The 13649-nt window shown below is 64.9% G+C and carries 12 protein-coding genes; 7 read left to right on the top strand and 5 right to left on the bottom strand.

Annotated features, from left to right (window positions below; translation table 11 throughout):
- From otnI to XH98_RS26305, 3 genes are all read left to right on the top strand, one after another.
- Positions 1 to 783, top strand: a complete 783-nt coding sequence (gene otnI / locus XH98_RS26315) for a 2-oxo-tetronate isomerase (RefSeq protein ID WP_271620361.1) — start codon at positions 1 to 3, stop codon at positions 781 to 783.
- The gene (gene otnK / locus XH98_RS26310) at positions 780 to 2057 is read left to right on the top strand and encodes a 3-oxo-tetronate kinase (RefSeq protein WP_271620360.1); all 1278 of its coding nucleotides are present in this window, start codon (positions 780 to 782) and stop codon (positions 2055 to 2057) included. The genes otnI and otnK overlap by 4 nt, the downstream gene beginning before the upstream one ends.
- A 154-nt stretch (positions 2058 to 2211) precedes the next feature.
- Positions 2212 to 3903, top strand: coding sequence for a methyl-accepting chemotaxis protein (locus XH98_RS26305; protein WP_271601901.1), 1692 nt, complete (start codon positions 2212 to 2214; stop codon positions 3901 to 3903).
- Between the two features lie 150 nt (positions 3904 to 4053).
- Here the strand turns inward: XH98_RS26305 and XH98_RS26300 are convergent, their stop codons facing one another.
- Positions 4054 to 5568 (bottom strand): acetyl-CoA acetyltransferase, encoded by a 1515-nt coding sequence (locus XH98_RS26300; RefSeq protein ID WP_271620359.1) that lies wholly within the window; start codon positions 5566 to 5568, stop codon positions 4054 to 4056.
- Positions 5569 to 5756: 188 nt separating this feature from the next.
- Complete coding sequence (locus XH98_RS26295) at positions 5757 to 6890, bottom strand: nitronate monooxygenase (protein ID WP_271620358.1); 1134 nt, start codon at positions 6888 to 6890, stop codon at positions 5757 to 5759.
- A gap of 314 nt (positions 6891 to 7204) precedes the next feature.
- Here XH98_RS26295 and yghU point away from each other — a divergent pair, with 314 nt between their 5' ends.
- On the top strand, positions 7205 to 8077 hold the full coding sequence (gene yghU, locus XH98_RS26290) for a glutathione-dependent disulfide-bond oxidoreductase (protein WP_271601904.1): 873 nt from the start codon (positions 7205 to 7207) through the stop codon (positions 8075 to 8077).
- A gap of 135 nt (positions 8078 to 8212) precedes the next feature.
- On the opposite strand, the gene XH98_RS26285 is transcribed toward yghU, so the two are convergent.
- Together XH98_RS26285 and XH98_RS26280 are read right to left on the bottom strand one after the other, a co-directional pair.
- Positions 8213 to 9490: an acyl-CoA dehydrogenase family protein gene (locus XH98_RS26285; protein WP_271620357.1), complete on the bottom strand. Its 1278-nt coding sequence runs from the start codon at positions 9488 to 9490 to the stop codon at positions 8213 to 8215.
- Between the two features lie 297 nt (positions 9491 to 9787).
- The gene (locus XH98_RS26280; protein ID WP_271601905.1) at positions 9788 to 10168 is read right to left on the bottom strand and encodes a VOC family protein; all 381 of its coding nucleotides are present in this window, start codon (positions 10166 to 10168) and stop codon (positions 9788 to 9790) included.
- 200 nt (positions 10169 to 10368) lie between these two features.
- Between XH98_RS26280 and XH98_RS26275 the strand changes: the two genes are divergently transcribed.
- Genes XH98_RS26275 through XH98_RS26265 form a run of 3 tightly spaced genes read left to right on the top strand, consistent with a single transcriptional unit; the run spans position 10369 to position 12534 of the window.
- Positions 10369 to 11157 (top strand): enoyl-CoA hydratase/isomerase, encoded by a 789-nt coding sequence (locus XH98_RS26275; RefSeq protein ID WP_271601906.1) that lies wholly within the window; start codon positions 10369 to 10371, stop codon positions 11155 to 11157.
- Positions 11158 to 11167: 10 nt separating this feature from the next.
- Positions 11168 to 12154: a phosphotransferase family protein gene (locus tag XH98_RS26270; RefSeq protein ID WP_271620356.1), complete on the top strand. Its 987-nt coding sequence runs from the start codon at positions 11168 to 11170 to the stop codon at positions 12152 to 12154.
- Positions 12155 to 12156: 2 nt separating this feature from the next.
- Positions 12157 to 12534, top strand: a complete 378-nt coding sequence (locus tag XH98_RS26265) for a DUF6285 domain-containing protein (RefSeq protein WP_271620355.1) — start codon at positions 12157 to 12159, stop codon at positions 12532 to 12534.
- Positions 12535 to 12672: 138 nt separating this feature from the next.
- Here XH98_RS26265 and XH98_RS26260 read toward each other — a convergent pair whose 3' ends face one another.
- Positions 12673 to 13452 carry an enoyl-CoA hydratase-related protein gene (locus XH98_RS26260; RefSeq protein ID WP_271620354.1) on the bottom strand — a complete coding sequence of 260 codons (780 nt, stop codon included), beginning with the start codon at positions 13450 to 13452 and terminating at the stop codon, positions 12673 to 12675.
- Between the last annotated feature and the right edge of the window lie 197 nt (positions 13453 to 13649).

Raw genomic sequence — 13649 nt, 5'->3', positions numbered from 1 at the left:
ATGCCCCGTTTCGCCGCCAACCTTTCGATGATGTTCACCGAGGTGCCGTTCCTCGATCGCTTTGATGCGGCCGCGCAGGCCGGATTCACCGCCGTTGAATTTCTCTTTCCCTATGAGCATCCGGTGGAAGCGGTTGGCGAGCGGCTCAAGCGCAACGGCCTGACGCAGGCGCTGTTCAATTTGCCGCCGGGCGACTGGTACGCGGGCGAGAAAGGTTTTGCGGCGCTTCCCTCACGCTTCAATGATCTCAAGGCGAGCCTGGAGACGGCGCTGCCCTACGCCAGGGCCACCGGCGTGAAGCGGCTGCATTTGATGGCGGGCATCGCCAACCGCGGCGAACGCCTCGCGATCGAGGCCTTCTACAAATCGGTCGCATGGGCCGCCGAGTTCTTCGCAGCCCACGGCATCGACATCGTGCTCGAGCCGATCAATCCGCGCAACGTGCCCGGCTACTTCCTCAACGATTTCGGCTTCGCGCGCGATTTGATCCAGGAGCTGCGATTGCCCAACTTGAAGCTCCAGTTCGACATCTATCACTGCCAGATCATCCATGGCGACGTGACCATGCGCCTGCGCGAGATGATGCCGATCATCGGCCATATCCAGGTCGCCAGCATTCCCTCGCGCAACGAGCCCGATGGCGAGGAGCTGAACTATCCATTCCTGTTCGAAGAGCTCGACCGGCTCGGCTATGCCGGCTTCGTCGGCTGCGAATACAATCCGCGCGGCAAGACCACTGATGGTCTCGCCTGGTTCAAGCCCTATGCGGGAGTGAAATCGTGACACTTGCGTTGGGCTGCATTGCCGACGACTACACCGGCGCCTCCGATCTCGCCAACACGCTGACGCGCGCGGGCCTGCGCACCGTGCAGACCATCGGCGTGCCCGCGGATGATCTTGATCTGCCCGAAGTCGACGCCGTCGTGGTGTCGCTGAAGAGCCGCTCGATCGAGCCGGGGCTCGCGGTGTCGCGCTCGCGTGCGGCCGAGACATGGCTGCGCAGCCGCGGCGCGAGCCATGTGCTGTTCAAGATCTGCTCGACCTTCGACTCCACGGATGCCGGAAATATCGGTCCGGTCATGGACGCGCTGCGTGCCGATTGCGGCGAGGCCGTCGTGCTGGTGACGCCGGCCTTTCCCGAGACCGGCCGCACCGTCTATCAGGGCAATCTGTTCGTCGGCGCCGTGCCGCTGAACGAGAGCCCGCTGAAGGACCACCCGCTCAACCCGATGCGCGATTCCAACCTGGTGCGCGCGCTGGCGCGCCAGAGCAAGACGCAGGTCGGGCTCGTCGATCTCGCGACCCTCTCGCGCGGGGCGGAGGCCGTGCGCAGCCGGCTTGCCGAATTCTCGGGCAAGGGCATTGGAGCCGCGATCATCGACGCCGTGTTCGACCGCGACCTCGAGACCATCGGCCTTGTCGCCGCAGAGCATCGGCTCTCGGTCGGCGCCTCCGGCATCGGCCTCGGGCTCGCCCGCGCGCTGGTGTCGACCGGCAAGGTCAAGTCGGCCGCGGCCAGCAGCGAGCAGGGGGCCGCCGTCGGCGGACAGGTGGCGTGCCTCGCCGGAAGCTGCTCGCAAGCCACCTTGCAGCAGATCGCCAACGCCGAACGCGTCATGCCGGTACTGCATCTCGACACCGACCGTATTCTTACGGGGACAAATGAAGCGCAGCGCGCGCTGGACTGGGCGAGGGAACGACTGGCCCAGGGGCCGGTGCTGATTGCATCGAGCGCGACGCCGGCCGACGTCGCTGCCCTTCAGTCGCGCCACGGCCGCGACGCCGCCGGACACGCGATCGAGCAGACGATGGCCGACATCGCGGAAAATCTCGTGAAATCAGGCGTGCGGCGGCTGATCGTCGCGGGCGGTGAGACGTCCGGGGCCGTCGTCGACCGATTAAGGATTCCCGGGTTTCTCGTCGGAGTGGAGATCGCGGCGGGCGTCCCGGTGCTGCGCGCTGTTGGCGCTGCCGCAGGTGAGATGCTGCTTGCACTGAAATCAGGCAATTTCGGCGGGCCGGAGTTTTTCTCGGATGCGATGAGGCTCATGCGCTGAGCGCAGGGCATTCTTAGCGCGCTGTTCATCTCTTTCGGGTTCCTTATCGGCGCGGAGTCGTCGCATTTGGTCTTCGGCCAGATGTCGGCGCAGCTCCCTTTGGTTGATCCTTAAGACACCCGGACGCGCCCGCGCCAGCACAAGAGACCTGATTATGCTCGCCACTATCTCCATCCGCGCCAAGATCATCAGTGTCGTGGCGTTCCTGCTGGCCGCAATGGCCGGCATGGGCCTGCTCGCCGTCATGAAGATGCGGTCGATGAATGCCAATACCGTCGACATCACCACGAGCTGGATGCCGAGCGTGCGGGTGCTTGGCGAGATGCGGGCCGCGGTCATCACCTATCGCAACGTCGTTCGCGAGCACATGCTGTCCGAGACGCTGGACGATAAGCTGGCGCAGGAAAAGACTGCGGCGGTCGTGACCGAGGCGCTGGGTAAATCCCGAAAGGCCTACGAGGCGATGATCACCTCGCCGGAAGAGCGGGCGCTCTATACGGAGTGGTCGAAGCTGTGGAGCGAATACCAGAAGGGCGCCGAAGACGTCATGGAATTGTCGCGCAACGAGTTTGGCAAGGTCCCGCACGCGGCGCATGAGTTGAATGCCAAGACCGTCAACAAGATCGGTCTGAAGTCTGACGAGGTCCTGGCGAAGGATATCGAGCTCAACACCAAGGGCGGTGATCAGGCGGCAAAGGATGCCGCCGACAGCTACTCCTTCGCGTTCATGCTGCTCGCGGTCATCCTCGGTGCTGCCATGATCGCCGGCATCGGCGTCGGCTTCTACCTCGTCCAGGACGTCTCCAGCGGCATCGACTCGATCACACGGCCGATGCAGGCGCTCGGCCGCGGCGATCTCTCCGCCGAAGTCCCGCACCGGGGCGAGAAGACCGAGATCGGCGCCATGGCCGACGTGCTTCAGGTCTTCAAGGAGGCCCTGATCGCCAAGAAGGCCGCCGACGAGGCGGCAGCCGCCGATGCCGAAGCCAAGATCGAGCGCGGCCGCCGTGTCGACAACATCACCCGCGAGTTCGAGACCATGATCGGCGAGATCGTCCAGACCGTGTCGTCGGCATCGAGCCAGCTGGAGGCCTCCGCCTCGACGCTGACCTCGACCGCCGACCGCTCGCAGCGGATGGCGACCACGGTTGCCGCTGCGTCGGAAGAAGCCTCCACCAACGTGCAGTCGGTGGCTTCCGCGACCGAAGAGATGGCCTCCTCGGTCGGCGAGATCAGCCGGCAGGTGCAGGAATCTGCGCGGATGGCGGGCGACGCCGTCGGCCAGGCCCGCGCCACCACCGAGCGGGTCAGCGAGCTCTCCAAGGCTGCCTCGCGTATCGGCGATGTCGTCGAGCTGATCAACACCATTGCCGGCCAGACCAACCTGCTGGCGCTGAACGCCACCATCGAGGCGGCGCGCGCCGGTGAAGCCGGCCGCGGCTTCGCGGTGGTTGCCTCCGAGGTGAAGGCGCTCGCCGAGCAGACCGCGAAAGCGACCGGCGAGATCGGCCAGCAGATCTCCGGCATCCAGGCGGCGACCAGCGACTCGGTCGGCGCCATCAAGGAGATCTCCTCGACCATCGAGCGTCTCTCGGAAATCTCCTCGGCCATCGCGGCCGCGGTGGAAGAGCAGGGCGCCGCGACCCAGGAAATCGCCCGCAACGTGCAGCAGGCGGCACAGGGCACCCAGCAAGTCTCCTCCAACATCACCGACGTGCAGCGCGGTGCGACCGAGACCGGCACGGCCTCTTCGCAGGTGCTCTCGGCGGCGCAGATGCTGTCCAACGATTCGAGCCGGCTGAAGAACGAGGTCAGCAAATTCCTGACCAACGTTCGCGCGGCGTGAGCTAAATTGCATCCAACTCGCCCGCGATCTCGGCAGGAAGATCGAGCTCGCGGTCTTGTAGGGTGGGCAAAGGCGCTCTTGCGCCGTGCCCACGTCTTTTCATCAAATAGCCAAGACGTGGGCACGCTTCGCTTTGCCCACCCTACGAGATCAAGCCACCCGCCACTCCGGAACGCCGTCGGCGGCCATCGTGATGTCGCCGAGCGAGCCGACCGGCGTGCGGTCCATGTTCAGCAGATGCCCTAGCGTGCCCTCGTCGCTCGCCGGAATCCGCGCCAGCGTGCGCCGGTCATCTTCCGTCCGCAGCATCACCACGCCGTGCTCGACATCTCCGCCGCGGCCATAGAGCACCGTAAAGCTCTCGACCTTGCCCTTGCCTGAGGCCTCCGTGACGAACTGCGGCACCGCGCCCTTGTTGCGATCGGCCTCGCGTTGCACGCTCGTCTCTTGTGCCAGCGCGTCGCGCGCCGCAATCTTCGACACGACCAGCGCGTGATGCTTGGTAACAAAACCGCCCTGGCCGTAGAGCAGGCCGAGCTTGTCGCCACCGCGTATCCGGCGCACCATGGCGCAGGCCGCATGCGTCATGTAGGTGTTGAGCGGCGCACCGAAGAAGGTGAGGCCGCCGGTCACGGTCGGCTGTACGTCGGCGGAAAGGCCGAGCGTTCGCCGCGCCATCTTCGGCACGCACGGAAAGCAGCTATAGAGCTCGATCGCGTCGAACTTCTTGCCGTCGCCGCCCGCGAGATCCATCGCGGCCTTCAGCACGGCGTTCTGCGGATGGCTCTCATAAAACTGGTCGCGCAGCAGATAGTCGCGCGGCTCCTCGGCCGAAGCGCCGCCAAGCGGATAGACCAGCTTGTCTTCGGCGATCCCGGCCGCGCGCGCCTTGGCAAGGCTGGTGAGTAACAGCGCACCGCCCATGTTGACGCTGGGGTTGGCGACCATGAGCTTGTTGTAAGGCCAGGCGATCAGCCGGTTGTCCGCCGTCGGCGTCGTGATCTCGTCAGGCGTATAGCGCCGCTTCAGCCAGGCATTTGGATTCTGCGCGGCGGCTTCCGAATAGCGCGACCACAGTGTGCCGGATTCCGCCATCGCCTGGTGCGGTGTCTGGCCCCAATGCGCGGAGGAGGCGGCCTCGTAGAACGGATAGACCGTGACGGGGCGGAATACGCCGAGCTTCACCGCCAAGGGCTTCTGGAACGCTGCGCCGCGCTTGGGCTCTTCGACGTCATGGGCGAACGGTGTCCATGGCAGCTTGACACCGGCGCGATCGGCTTTCGTCGCGGTCGATTGCGCCTCGGCGCCGCAGACGGCAGCTACCGTGCACTCACCGCGCGCGATGCGCTTTGCCGCCTCGTGGATGTAGCGGATCGGGCTCTCGCCGCCGACCGGGCCGTAATAGCAATGCGCCGGTGTGATGCCGAGCCGTTGCGCCAGCAGCTTCTCCGGATCGCGATAGCGCCAGCTCAGGAAGTTGACGACGTCGAGCGACTGCACCTCACCGATCAGCCTTGCGCCGGCGTCGGCTTCTGCGCGCTGCAAGGCCCGTTCGAGCAGGTCGAGCGGTTCGAGGCCGTCGGTGATCTCTTTGGGGCGGTCGACGATCTCGCCGATGCCGACGATGACGGGGATGCGGTGATCGGGGATGGGGAAACTGGTCATTTCTTCTTGCTTTACGTTTCAGGTCCTGGGCACGCCGTCGCCCTTCGAGGGCCGCTGAAGAAGCGGCCACCTCAGGGTGACGGCTACGGAGGAAGCGTCATCCTGAGGTGCGAGGCCGGCGGCGCAACGCGCCGGCGGGCGAGCCTCGAAGGATGGGCTGCTGGGCGTTGCTCTGGCCACGTACACCGTCACTCCGCCACCAGTGCATTCATGTGCTCGATGGCTTCGGCAAACTCTTCCTTGAACTCCTGCACCACGGCGCCGGCCGATTTCACGCTGTCGATCAATCCGACGCCCTGGCCGACGAAATAGCTGACGAGAGCGCGCGCCTTGGCGTTGCCGGCGGCAGCTGCCCGGTCGATCGAATCGAAGGCGTCGCGGCTGACGATGCTTTGCAGCGGCATCGGCAGCGCGCCCGGGCTTTCGGGGGCGCGGTCCCAGGCATCGGTCCAGACCGAGCGAAGCTGCCGCGCCGGCTTGCCGGTGCGGCCCTTGGAGCGGACCGCATCGCGTGATGATGCCGCGATCATCTTCTCGCGAAAGATCTCGCTGGTCTCGGATTCAACTGTCGCCAGCCACACCGAGCCGGTCCAGGCGCCGGCTGCGCCCATCGCCATGCAGGCCGCCATCTGTCGTCCCGTCATGATGCCGCCGGCGGCCAGCACCGGCACGTCACGGACCTTTTTGATCGCCTTGATCACTTCAGGCACCAGAACCATGGTTGAGACCTCGCCGCAATGGCCGCCGGCCTCGGTGCCCTGCACCACGAGAATGTCGACGCCGGCCGCGACCTGGCGCAGCGCGTGCTCCTTGGCGCCGACCAGGGCCGCAACCGGCACGTTGTGCTTCCTGCCCATCTCGATCATGGCCTTGGGCGGCACGCCGAGCGCGTTGGCGATCAGCCGGATCGGATGATTGAACGAGACTTTCAGCAGCTCCAGCGCGGTCTCGGCATCGAAGGGTTGCGGCTGGTCGTCGTCCACCTCTGTCGTCGTCAGCTCGATGTCGTACTTCTTCAAGAGGTCGCGCGTGTAGGCGCGGTGCTCCTGCGGCACGCGCGCTTCCAGGCTCTTCCAGGTGACGTGTTTTTCGCCTGATGTAGAGATGTTTTCCGGGATCAGGACGTCGATGCCGTAGGGCTTGCCATCGACGTGATCGTCGATCCATTTCAGCTCGCGTTCGAGCGTATCGGGCGTGTGGACGGTGGCGCCCAGCACGCCGAAACCGCCGGCGCGGCTGACGGCGGCAACGACGTCGCGGCAATGGCTGAAGGCGAGCAGCGGGAACTCGATGCCCAGCATGTCGCAGATCGGCGATTTCATGGTCCTCTCCCCCGGCGGCCTTGGTGGTGCTCTTCTTGTTTGGCTTGGCGGGCCGTTCGACGCCAGGCCTTCCTTGCCAATGATGCCACGCCGGATTCGGGCGAGCATCTTGCGCGCAGGCGTTGCGTCGCGGACGAACCATTCGGCTCCGGAAGATGTCGTCGAGTGGGCCAGATCAGCAGTGGCGCAGGCTGGGCCGGCCGGACTGCATGACGATGGCCTGAGGCCCGCGCCGGACGCAGAGCCGGCGGGGCTTGCGATCGGCTATTCGCGGGCTAATTAATGCAGGCGCATCTTTCCGCCGGAGCAATCGCATGACCGATACCCCTTACGTGCCGCCCAAGGTCTGGACCTGGAACAAGGAGAATGGCGGTCAGTTCGCCAGCATCAACCGGCCGATCGCCGGCCCCACCCACGACAAGGAACTGCCGGTCGGCAAGCATCCGCTCCAGCTCTATTCGCTGGCGACGCCGAACGGGGTGAAGGTGACGGTGATGCTGGAGGAGCTTCTGGCGCTCGGCCACAAGGGGGCTGAATACGATGCGTGGCTGATCAGAATAGGCAATGGCGATCAGTTCGGCAGTGGCTTCGTCGACATCAACCCGAACTCGAAAATCCCGGCGCTGATGGACCGCTCCGGCCCCGAGCCGATCCGCGTGTTCGAATCCGGCTCCATCCTGTTCTACCTCGCCGAGAAGTTCGGCGCCTTCCTGCCCAAGGACACCAAGACCCGCACCGAGGCGATGTCATGGCTGTTCTGGCAGATGGGCAGTGCGCCGTATCTCGGCGGCGGCTTTGGCCATTTCTACGCCTACGCACCGTTCAAGATCGAGTACGCCATCGATCGCTTTGCGATGGAGGTCAAGCGCCAGCTCGACGTGCTCGACCGGCGTCTGGCCGACAACGAATATCTCGCAGGCAAGGAGTATACGATCGCCGACATGGCGGTGTGGCCGTGGTACGGCGCGCTCGCCAAGGGGCTGGTCTACGGCGCCGGCGAGTTCCTGTCCGTGCAGGACTACAAGAACGTGCAGCGCTGGACCGATGAGATCGCGAAGCGCCCCGCGGTGAAGCGGGGCCGCATGGTCAACCGTGTCTCCGGCGATCCCGCCAGCCAGCTCCACGAGCGCCACGACGCATCCGATTTCGAGACCAAGACGCAGGACAAGCTCGCGCCGGCGACGTAGCTCGAACTGCGTAGGGTGGGCAAAGCGAAAGCGTGCCCACCACTCTTTGTGACGCCCGAGATGGTGGGCACGGCGCGCGAAGAGCGCGCCTCTGCCCACCCTATGGCTCTTCCCGAGCGGGAAGAGGAGAGACCTCTACGCCATGCTCAGCTCGTGGCGGCCGACCACCATCCAGTGCACCTCGTCTGGACCGTCCGCAAAGCGCAAATGACGGACGTCCTGGTACATCTCGGCCAGCGGGGTCCAGTGCGAGATGCCGGTGGCGCCGTGCATCTGGATCGCCTGGTCGATGATCTTGCAGGCGCGCTCGGGCACCATCGCCTTGACCATGGAGACCCAGACGCGGGCCTCCTTGTTGCCGAGCACGTCCATCGCCTTCGCCGCCTTCAGCACCATCAGCCGCATCGCCTCGATCTCGCAGCGCGCCTGCGCGATGATCTGCATGTTGCCGCCGAGATGGGCGATCTTCTTGCCGAAAGCCTCGCGGGTGAGGCCACGCTGCACCATCAGGTCCAGCGCCTTCTCGGCCTTGCCGATGGTCCGCATGCAGTGATGGATGCGGCCCGGCCCGAGGCGCAGCTGTGAGATCTCGAAGCCGCGACCCTCGCCGAGCAGCATGTTCTCCTTCGGCACGCGCACATTGTTGAAGCGCATATGCATGTGGCCGCGCGGCGCATGGTCCTGGCCGAACACGTACATGGGCCCGAGCACCTCGACGCCCGGCGTATCGCGCGGCACCAGGATCTGCGACTGCTGCTTGCTCGGCGCTGCGTCCGGATTGGTCTTCACCATCACGATGAGGATCTTGCAGCGGGGGTCGCCGAGGCCGGAGATGTAATACTTCTCGCCGTTGATGACCCATTCGTCGCCGACGAGTTTGGCGGTGGTCGAGATGTTCTTGGCGTCGGAGGAGGCGACGTTCGGCTCGGTCATGACATAGGCCGAACGGATCTCGCCGTTGAGCAGCGGCTTCAGCCACTTTTCCTTCTGCTGCTTGGTGCCGACGCGCTCCAGCACCTCCATGTTGCCGGTGTCGGGCGCCGAGCAGTTCATGGTCTCGGATGCAAGCGGGCTCTTGCCGAGCTCGGCGGCGATATAGGCGTAATCGAGATTCTTCAGGCCCTGGCCGGTCTCGTCATCAGGCAGGAAGAAATTCCAGAGGCCTTCCTTCTTGGCCTTGTTCTTGGCGACCTCAAGCACCTCGAGCTGCTCCGGCGTAAAGCTCCAGCGGTCCTCCTTGCCTTCGCCTGCCTTGGCGAACTCGATCGACATCGGCTCGACCGTCTCGCGGATGAACTTCTTGACGTGATCGTAGAGCGGCCGGACCTGGTCCGACATGCGCAGGTCATTGAGCTCATCGCCCGGATTGAGCGTGTAGTTGGTGGTGCGGGGAATATAGGCGTGTTTTGTCATTGTTCCTCCCGGGGGCGCTGATCGTGTTGGCCGGGAGAATAGTCGCAGCGTCCCGAAAGTGCGAGCGCGTATTTTTTCGCGCGAGCCATGCCATGCGATGGAATTTTCGCGAGACGTTTGAAATGTTGTTTGAATGGTGCGGACGGAGGCGGCAGGCACGCGCCTCACTCTCCGCTGTCATCGCCCGGCGAAGACCGGGCGATCCAGTATTCCAGAGGCCGCAATGATAGAACCGAGAAGTCGCGGCGTACTGGATGCCCCGCCTTCGCGGGGCATGACAGTGGTGGTTGCTGCAGCTCAGCTCGGCATCCGATGCATCGCGCAGATCTTGTTGCCATCGAGATCGCGTAAGTAAGCGAGATAGAGCTTGTTTCCCGCGCCCTCGCGGATGCCGGGCGGGTTTTCGATCGGCGTTCCGCCGGCGGCGACGCCGGCAGCGTGCCATCTGTCGACCTGCTCGGGCGAGTTGGCGGCAAAGCCGATGGTGCCGCCATTGGCGCAGGTCGCCGGCTCGCCGTTGATCGGCTTAGTCACCGAGAACACGCCGGTCCTGGTGAAGTAGAAGATGCGGTGACCATCGACCTTGGCCGGACGCACGTCGAGCGTGCCGAGCAGCGCGTCGTAGAACGCCTTGGCCTTGTCGAGATCGTTGGTGCCGATCATGACGTGTGAAAACATTTGCCCGTTCCCCCGGATTTTGTGGCGCGTTTCCTGTTTTTGGCAAGACGTCTTGGTATGTCGCGCATCAGCCCCTGCGCGCAAGATTGCTTGTTATGCCATGATCACCATGGACAAGACCGCGCCAAAAATCAAATATGCGCCCCGGCAAAACCAAATTCCGGCCTGCGAAACATCGCGCCGCAACTGACGAGGAAACCATGCAGTTCAAACATGTCACGCTCGAATTCGATGGTGCGGTCGCGATCCTCAAGCTCGACCATCAGGAGGTGATGAACGCGGTCTCCGTGGACATGCTGGGCGGCCTCTCCGATGCGCTCGACGCGATCGAGGAGAAAAAGGACGAGGTGCGCTGCGTCGTTCTGACCGGCGCGGGCCGCGCGTTCTGCACCGGTGCAAATCTTCAAGGCCGCAACGACCAGTCGAAGAAGACCAAGGCCGGCTTGACGCTGGAGACCGGCTTCCATCCGTTCCTGCGCCGCATCCGCAACCTGCATTGCCCGATCGTGACCGCCGTCAACGGCCCCGCCGCCGGCGCCGGCATGAGCTTCGCGCTGCTCGGCGACATGATCTTGTGCGCGCGTTCCTCCTACTTCCTGCAAGCGTTCCGCCGCATCGGCCTCGTGCCGGATTGCGGCTCGACCTGGCTGTTGCCGCGGCTGATCGGCAAGGCGCGTTCGGTCGAGCTGTCGCTGATGGGCGAACGGCTGCCGGCCGAGAAGGCGCTGGAATGGGGCCTCGTCAACCGCGTCTATGATGACGGCGTGCTGATGGAGGAGGCGATGAAGCTCGCGCGCGACCTCGCCAGTGGCCCGACGGTCGCTCTGTCGCTGATCCGCAAGCTCTATTGGGATAGCCCGGAAAATTCCTTCGAAGAGCAGCTCAATCTCGAATTCCAGTGTCAGCTCCGTGCCGGCGATACCCAGGATTTCCGCGAGGGTGTCGGCGCCTTCCTCGAGAAGCGGCCGGCCAAATTCAACGGCAAATGATCAAAGGCAAATGATCGAGGCGGAGCTTTCCCGCAGCGTCCAGCGCTGGTGTCCGGGCGCAACCGGCGCTACCTCCGCGGCAAAGCTGTCGGGCGGCGCCAGCCAGGAGACCTGGCGCTTCGACATCACCCATCCCAACGGCCCGATCGGCGCGATCCTGCGCCGTTCGCCGAAGGGCTATGGTGCTGCGCCAACGCGCGCGGCGGGGCTTGCGGCGGAAGCGCAGCTGATGCAGCTGGCCTTCGAGGCCGGCGTGCCGTCGCCGCGCGTGATGCATGTGCTGACGCCGGATGACGATCTCGGCACCGGTTTCATCATGCAGCGGGTCGAGGGCGAGACCATTGCCCGCAAGATTCTCCGCGATGATGAATTCGCGGCGGCGCGTCCCATCCTGGCGCGGCAGATCGGCGGTGTGCTCGCGGGCTTGCATCAGCTTCCGCTGGAGAAATTGCCCGGCTTGCGGAGCCGTAGCGCGACGCAGGAGATCTCGGAGTTCGATCGCGACTATCGCAGCCTGAACTGGCCAAAGCCGGTGTTCGAGCTTGCGCTGCGGTGGCTACGCGACCACGATCCGGGCCCGTCGACTGAAGTGACGCTGGTCCATGGCGATTTCCGCAACGGCAATCTCATTATCGGGGCCGACGGTGTCCGGGCGGTGCTGGACTGGGAGCTCGCCCATCTCGGCGATCCCATGGAAGATCTTGGCTGGGTCTGCGTGAACTCATGGCGCTTTGGCGAGATCGACAAGCCTGTCGGCGGCTTTGGCTCGCGCGAGGAGCTGTTCGCCGGTTATGAGGCTGCCGGCCGCAAGGTCGATGCAGCGCGCGTCAGGTTTTGGGAAGTGATGGGCACCCTGCGCTGGGGCATCATGTGCGGCGGCATGATGCAGCGATTCCGCGAGGGGCCGGATCATTCCATGGAACGCGCCATGATCGGACGCCGCGCCTCGGAGACCGAGATCGATCTGTTGCGGCTGCTCGCGCCGCGGGGAGATTAGGCATGCAGGACGAACCGACACCGATCGAGCTGACCAAGGCGGTCGCCGATTTCCTCCGCAACGACATCACGCCGCTGATATCGGGCCATCAGGCTTTCAAGCTGCGCGTTGCGATCAACATCCTCGATCTCGTCACGCGACAGCTGACGCGGGAGGCGGGGAGTGACGCCAAGGAGGTCGAGCGGCTGCGTGCGCTGCTCGGTGTTGACGGCTCGGTCACCGAGCTGAACCGCGTGCTCGCCGGGCGCATCGCCAAGGGGGAGATGGATCTCGCAACGCCGGGCCTCGCCGAGCATCTGTGGGCGACTACGATGGAAAAGCTTGCCGTCGACCAGCCGAACTATGCGTCCTACAAGCGCGAGCTGGGGCGAGGTGGCTAGGCGGCGGCCACATTCTCCGCCGTCATTCCGGGGCGTCGCGTAGCGACGAGCCCGGAATCCATTCATCCACCGTCGCCGAAGCCCGATGGATTCCGGGCTCGCGCCCAAGAGGGCGCGCCCCGGAATGACAGACTGCCCTTATCTCCCCACCCATTTCGGTGGCCGCTTCTCGGAAAACGCCTTCGGCCCCTCGATGTAATCCTGCGAGGCCACCATCGCCTTCACGGCCGGATATTCGCGCTGCTCCTCGATCGCCTGCTCGAGCGACACGGCGAGGCCCTTCCGGATGGTCTGCTTCGAGGCGCGGATCGACATCGGCGAGTTCTTCGTGATCATTTCCGCCCAGCGCAGCGCGCCGGCGAGCGCCTCGCCCTGCGGCACCACCTCGTTGACGAAGCCGAGCTCATGACCTTCCCTGGCGCTGACATGACGCGCGGTGAGGATCATGCCCATGGCGCGCTTCAGGCCGATCTGACGCGGCAGCCGGTGCAGGCCGCCGGCGAGTGCGGCAAGGCCCACGCGCGGCTCGGGCAGGGCGAAGGTCGCATTCTCCGAGGCAATGATGAGATCGCAGGCCAGCGCGATCTCGAAACCGCCGCCCATGGCGACGCCGTTCACCGCGGCGATGATCGGCTTGTCGCAGTCGAAACGCGAGGTGAGGCCGGCAAAGCCGCCCTTGTCCCAGCCGCGCTTGCCGCCGGCCGCCTGCCATTTCAGATCGTTGCCGGCGCAGAATGCCTTGTCGCCGGCGCCGGTGACGACGGCCACCCATTGCTCGGGGTCCGCGGCGAAATCGTCGAACACCTTGTTGAGCTCGAAATGCGCGTCGATGTGCAGCGCGTTGTAGACCTCGGGCCGCGACAGCGTGACGATCGTGATCGGCCCCTTGCGCTCCACCTTTGAAAATTTCAGCTCCATCGCGCGCTCCCGCATTTTCTCGTGAAGGAATAATGGAATTATACTATCGCGCCACAGCGCGAGAGCGCCATCGAATTGCGCGGGTGCGCCCTGCGCGCCTCACACGCGTCGGCTTGCTTGACTTGCGCGCGCTCTTCTCACCTTAATCGTGCGAAGCAAAAGCGCGCCTAGCGCCTTAACGCAAAACGATAAAATCG

It is taken from the genome of Bradyrhizobium sp. CCBAU 51745 (assembly GCF_028128715.1).
Classification (GTDB): Bacteria; Pseudomonadota; Alphaproteobacteria; order Rhizobiales; family Xanthobacteraceae; genus Bradyrhizobium; species Bradyrhizobium manausense.
This window is presented reverse-complemented; position numbering and strand designations above follow the sequence as displayed.

Excerpts from the sequence above, each read along its gene's own strand:
- XH98_RS26275 (WP_271601906.1), top strand. The coding sequence starts at position 10,369 with ATGCAGTTCAAACATGTCACGCTCGAATTCGATGGTGCGGTCGCGATC.
- XH98_RS26305 (WP_271601901.1), top strand. The coding sequence starts at position 2,212 with ATGCTCGCCACTATCTCCATCCGCGCCAAGATCATCAGTGTCGTGGCG.
- XH98_RS26285 (WP_271620357.1), bottom strand. The coding sequence starts at position 9,490 with ATGACAAAACACGCCTATATTCCCCGCACCACCAACTACACGCTCAAT.
- XH98_RS26270 (WP_271620356.1), top strand. The coding sequence starts at position 11,168 with ATGATCGAGGCGGAGCTTTCCCGCAGCGTCCAGCGCTGGTGTCCGGGC.
- XH98_RS26300 (WP_271620359.1), bottom strand. The coding sequence starts at position 5,568 with ATGACCAGTTTCCCCATCCCCGATCACCGCATCCCCGTCATCGTCGGC.
- yghU (WP_271601904.1), top strand. The coding sequence starts at position 7,205 with ATGACCGATACCCCTTACGTGCCGCCCAAGGTCTGGACCTGGAACAAG.
- XH98_RS26280 (WP_271601905.1), bottom strand. The coding sequence starts at position 10,168 with ATGTTTTCACACGTCATGATCGGCACCAACGATCTCGACAAGGCCAAG.
- XH98_RS26295 (WP_271620358.1), bottom strand. The coding sequence starts at position 6,890 with ATGAAATCGCCGATCTGCGACATGCTGGGCATCGAGTTCCCGCTGCTC.
- otnI (WP_271620361.1), top strand. The coding sequence starts at position 1 with ATGCCCCGTTTCGCCGCCAACCTTTCGATGATGTTCACCGAGGTGCCG.
- XH98_RS26265 (WP_271620355.1), top strand. The coding sequence starts at position 12,157 with ATGCAGGACGAACCGACACCGATCGAGCTGACCAAGGCGGTCGCCGAT.
- XH98_RS26260 (WP_271620354.1), bottom strand. The coding sequence starts at position 13,452 with ATGGAGCTGAAATTTTCAAAGGTGGAGCGCAAGGGGCCGATCACGATC.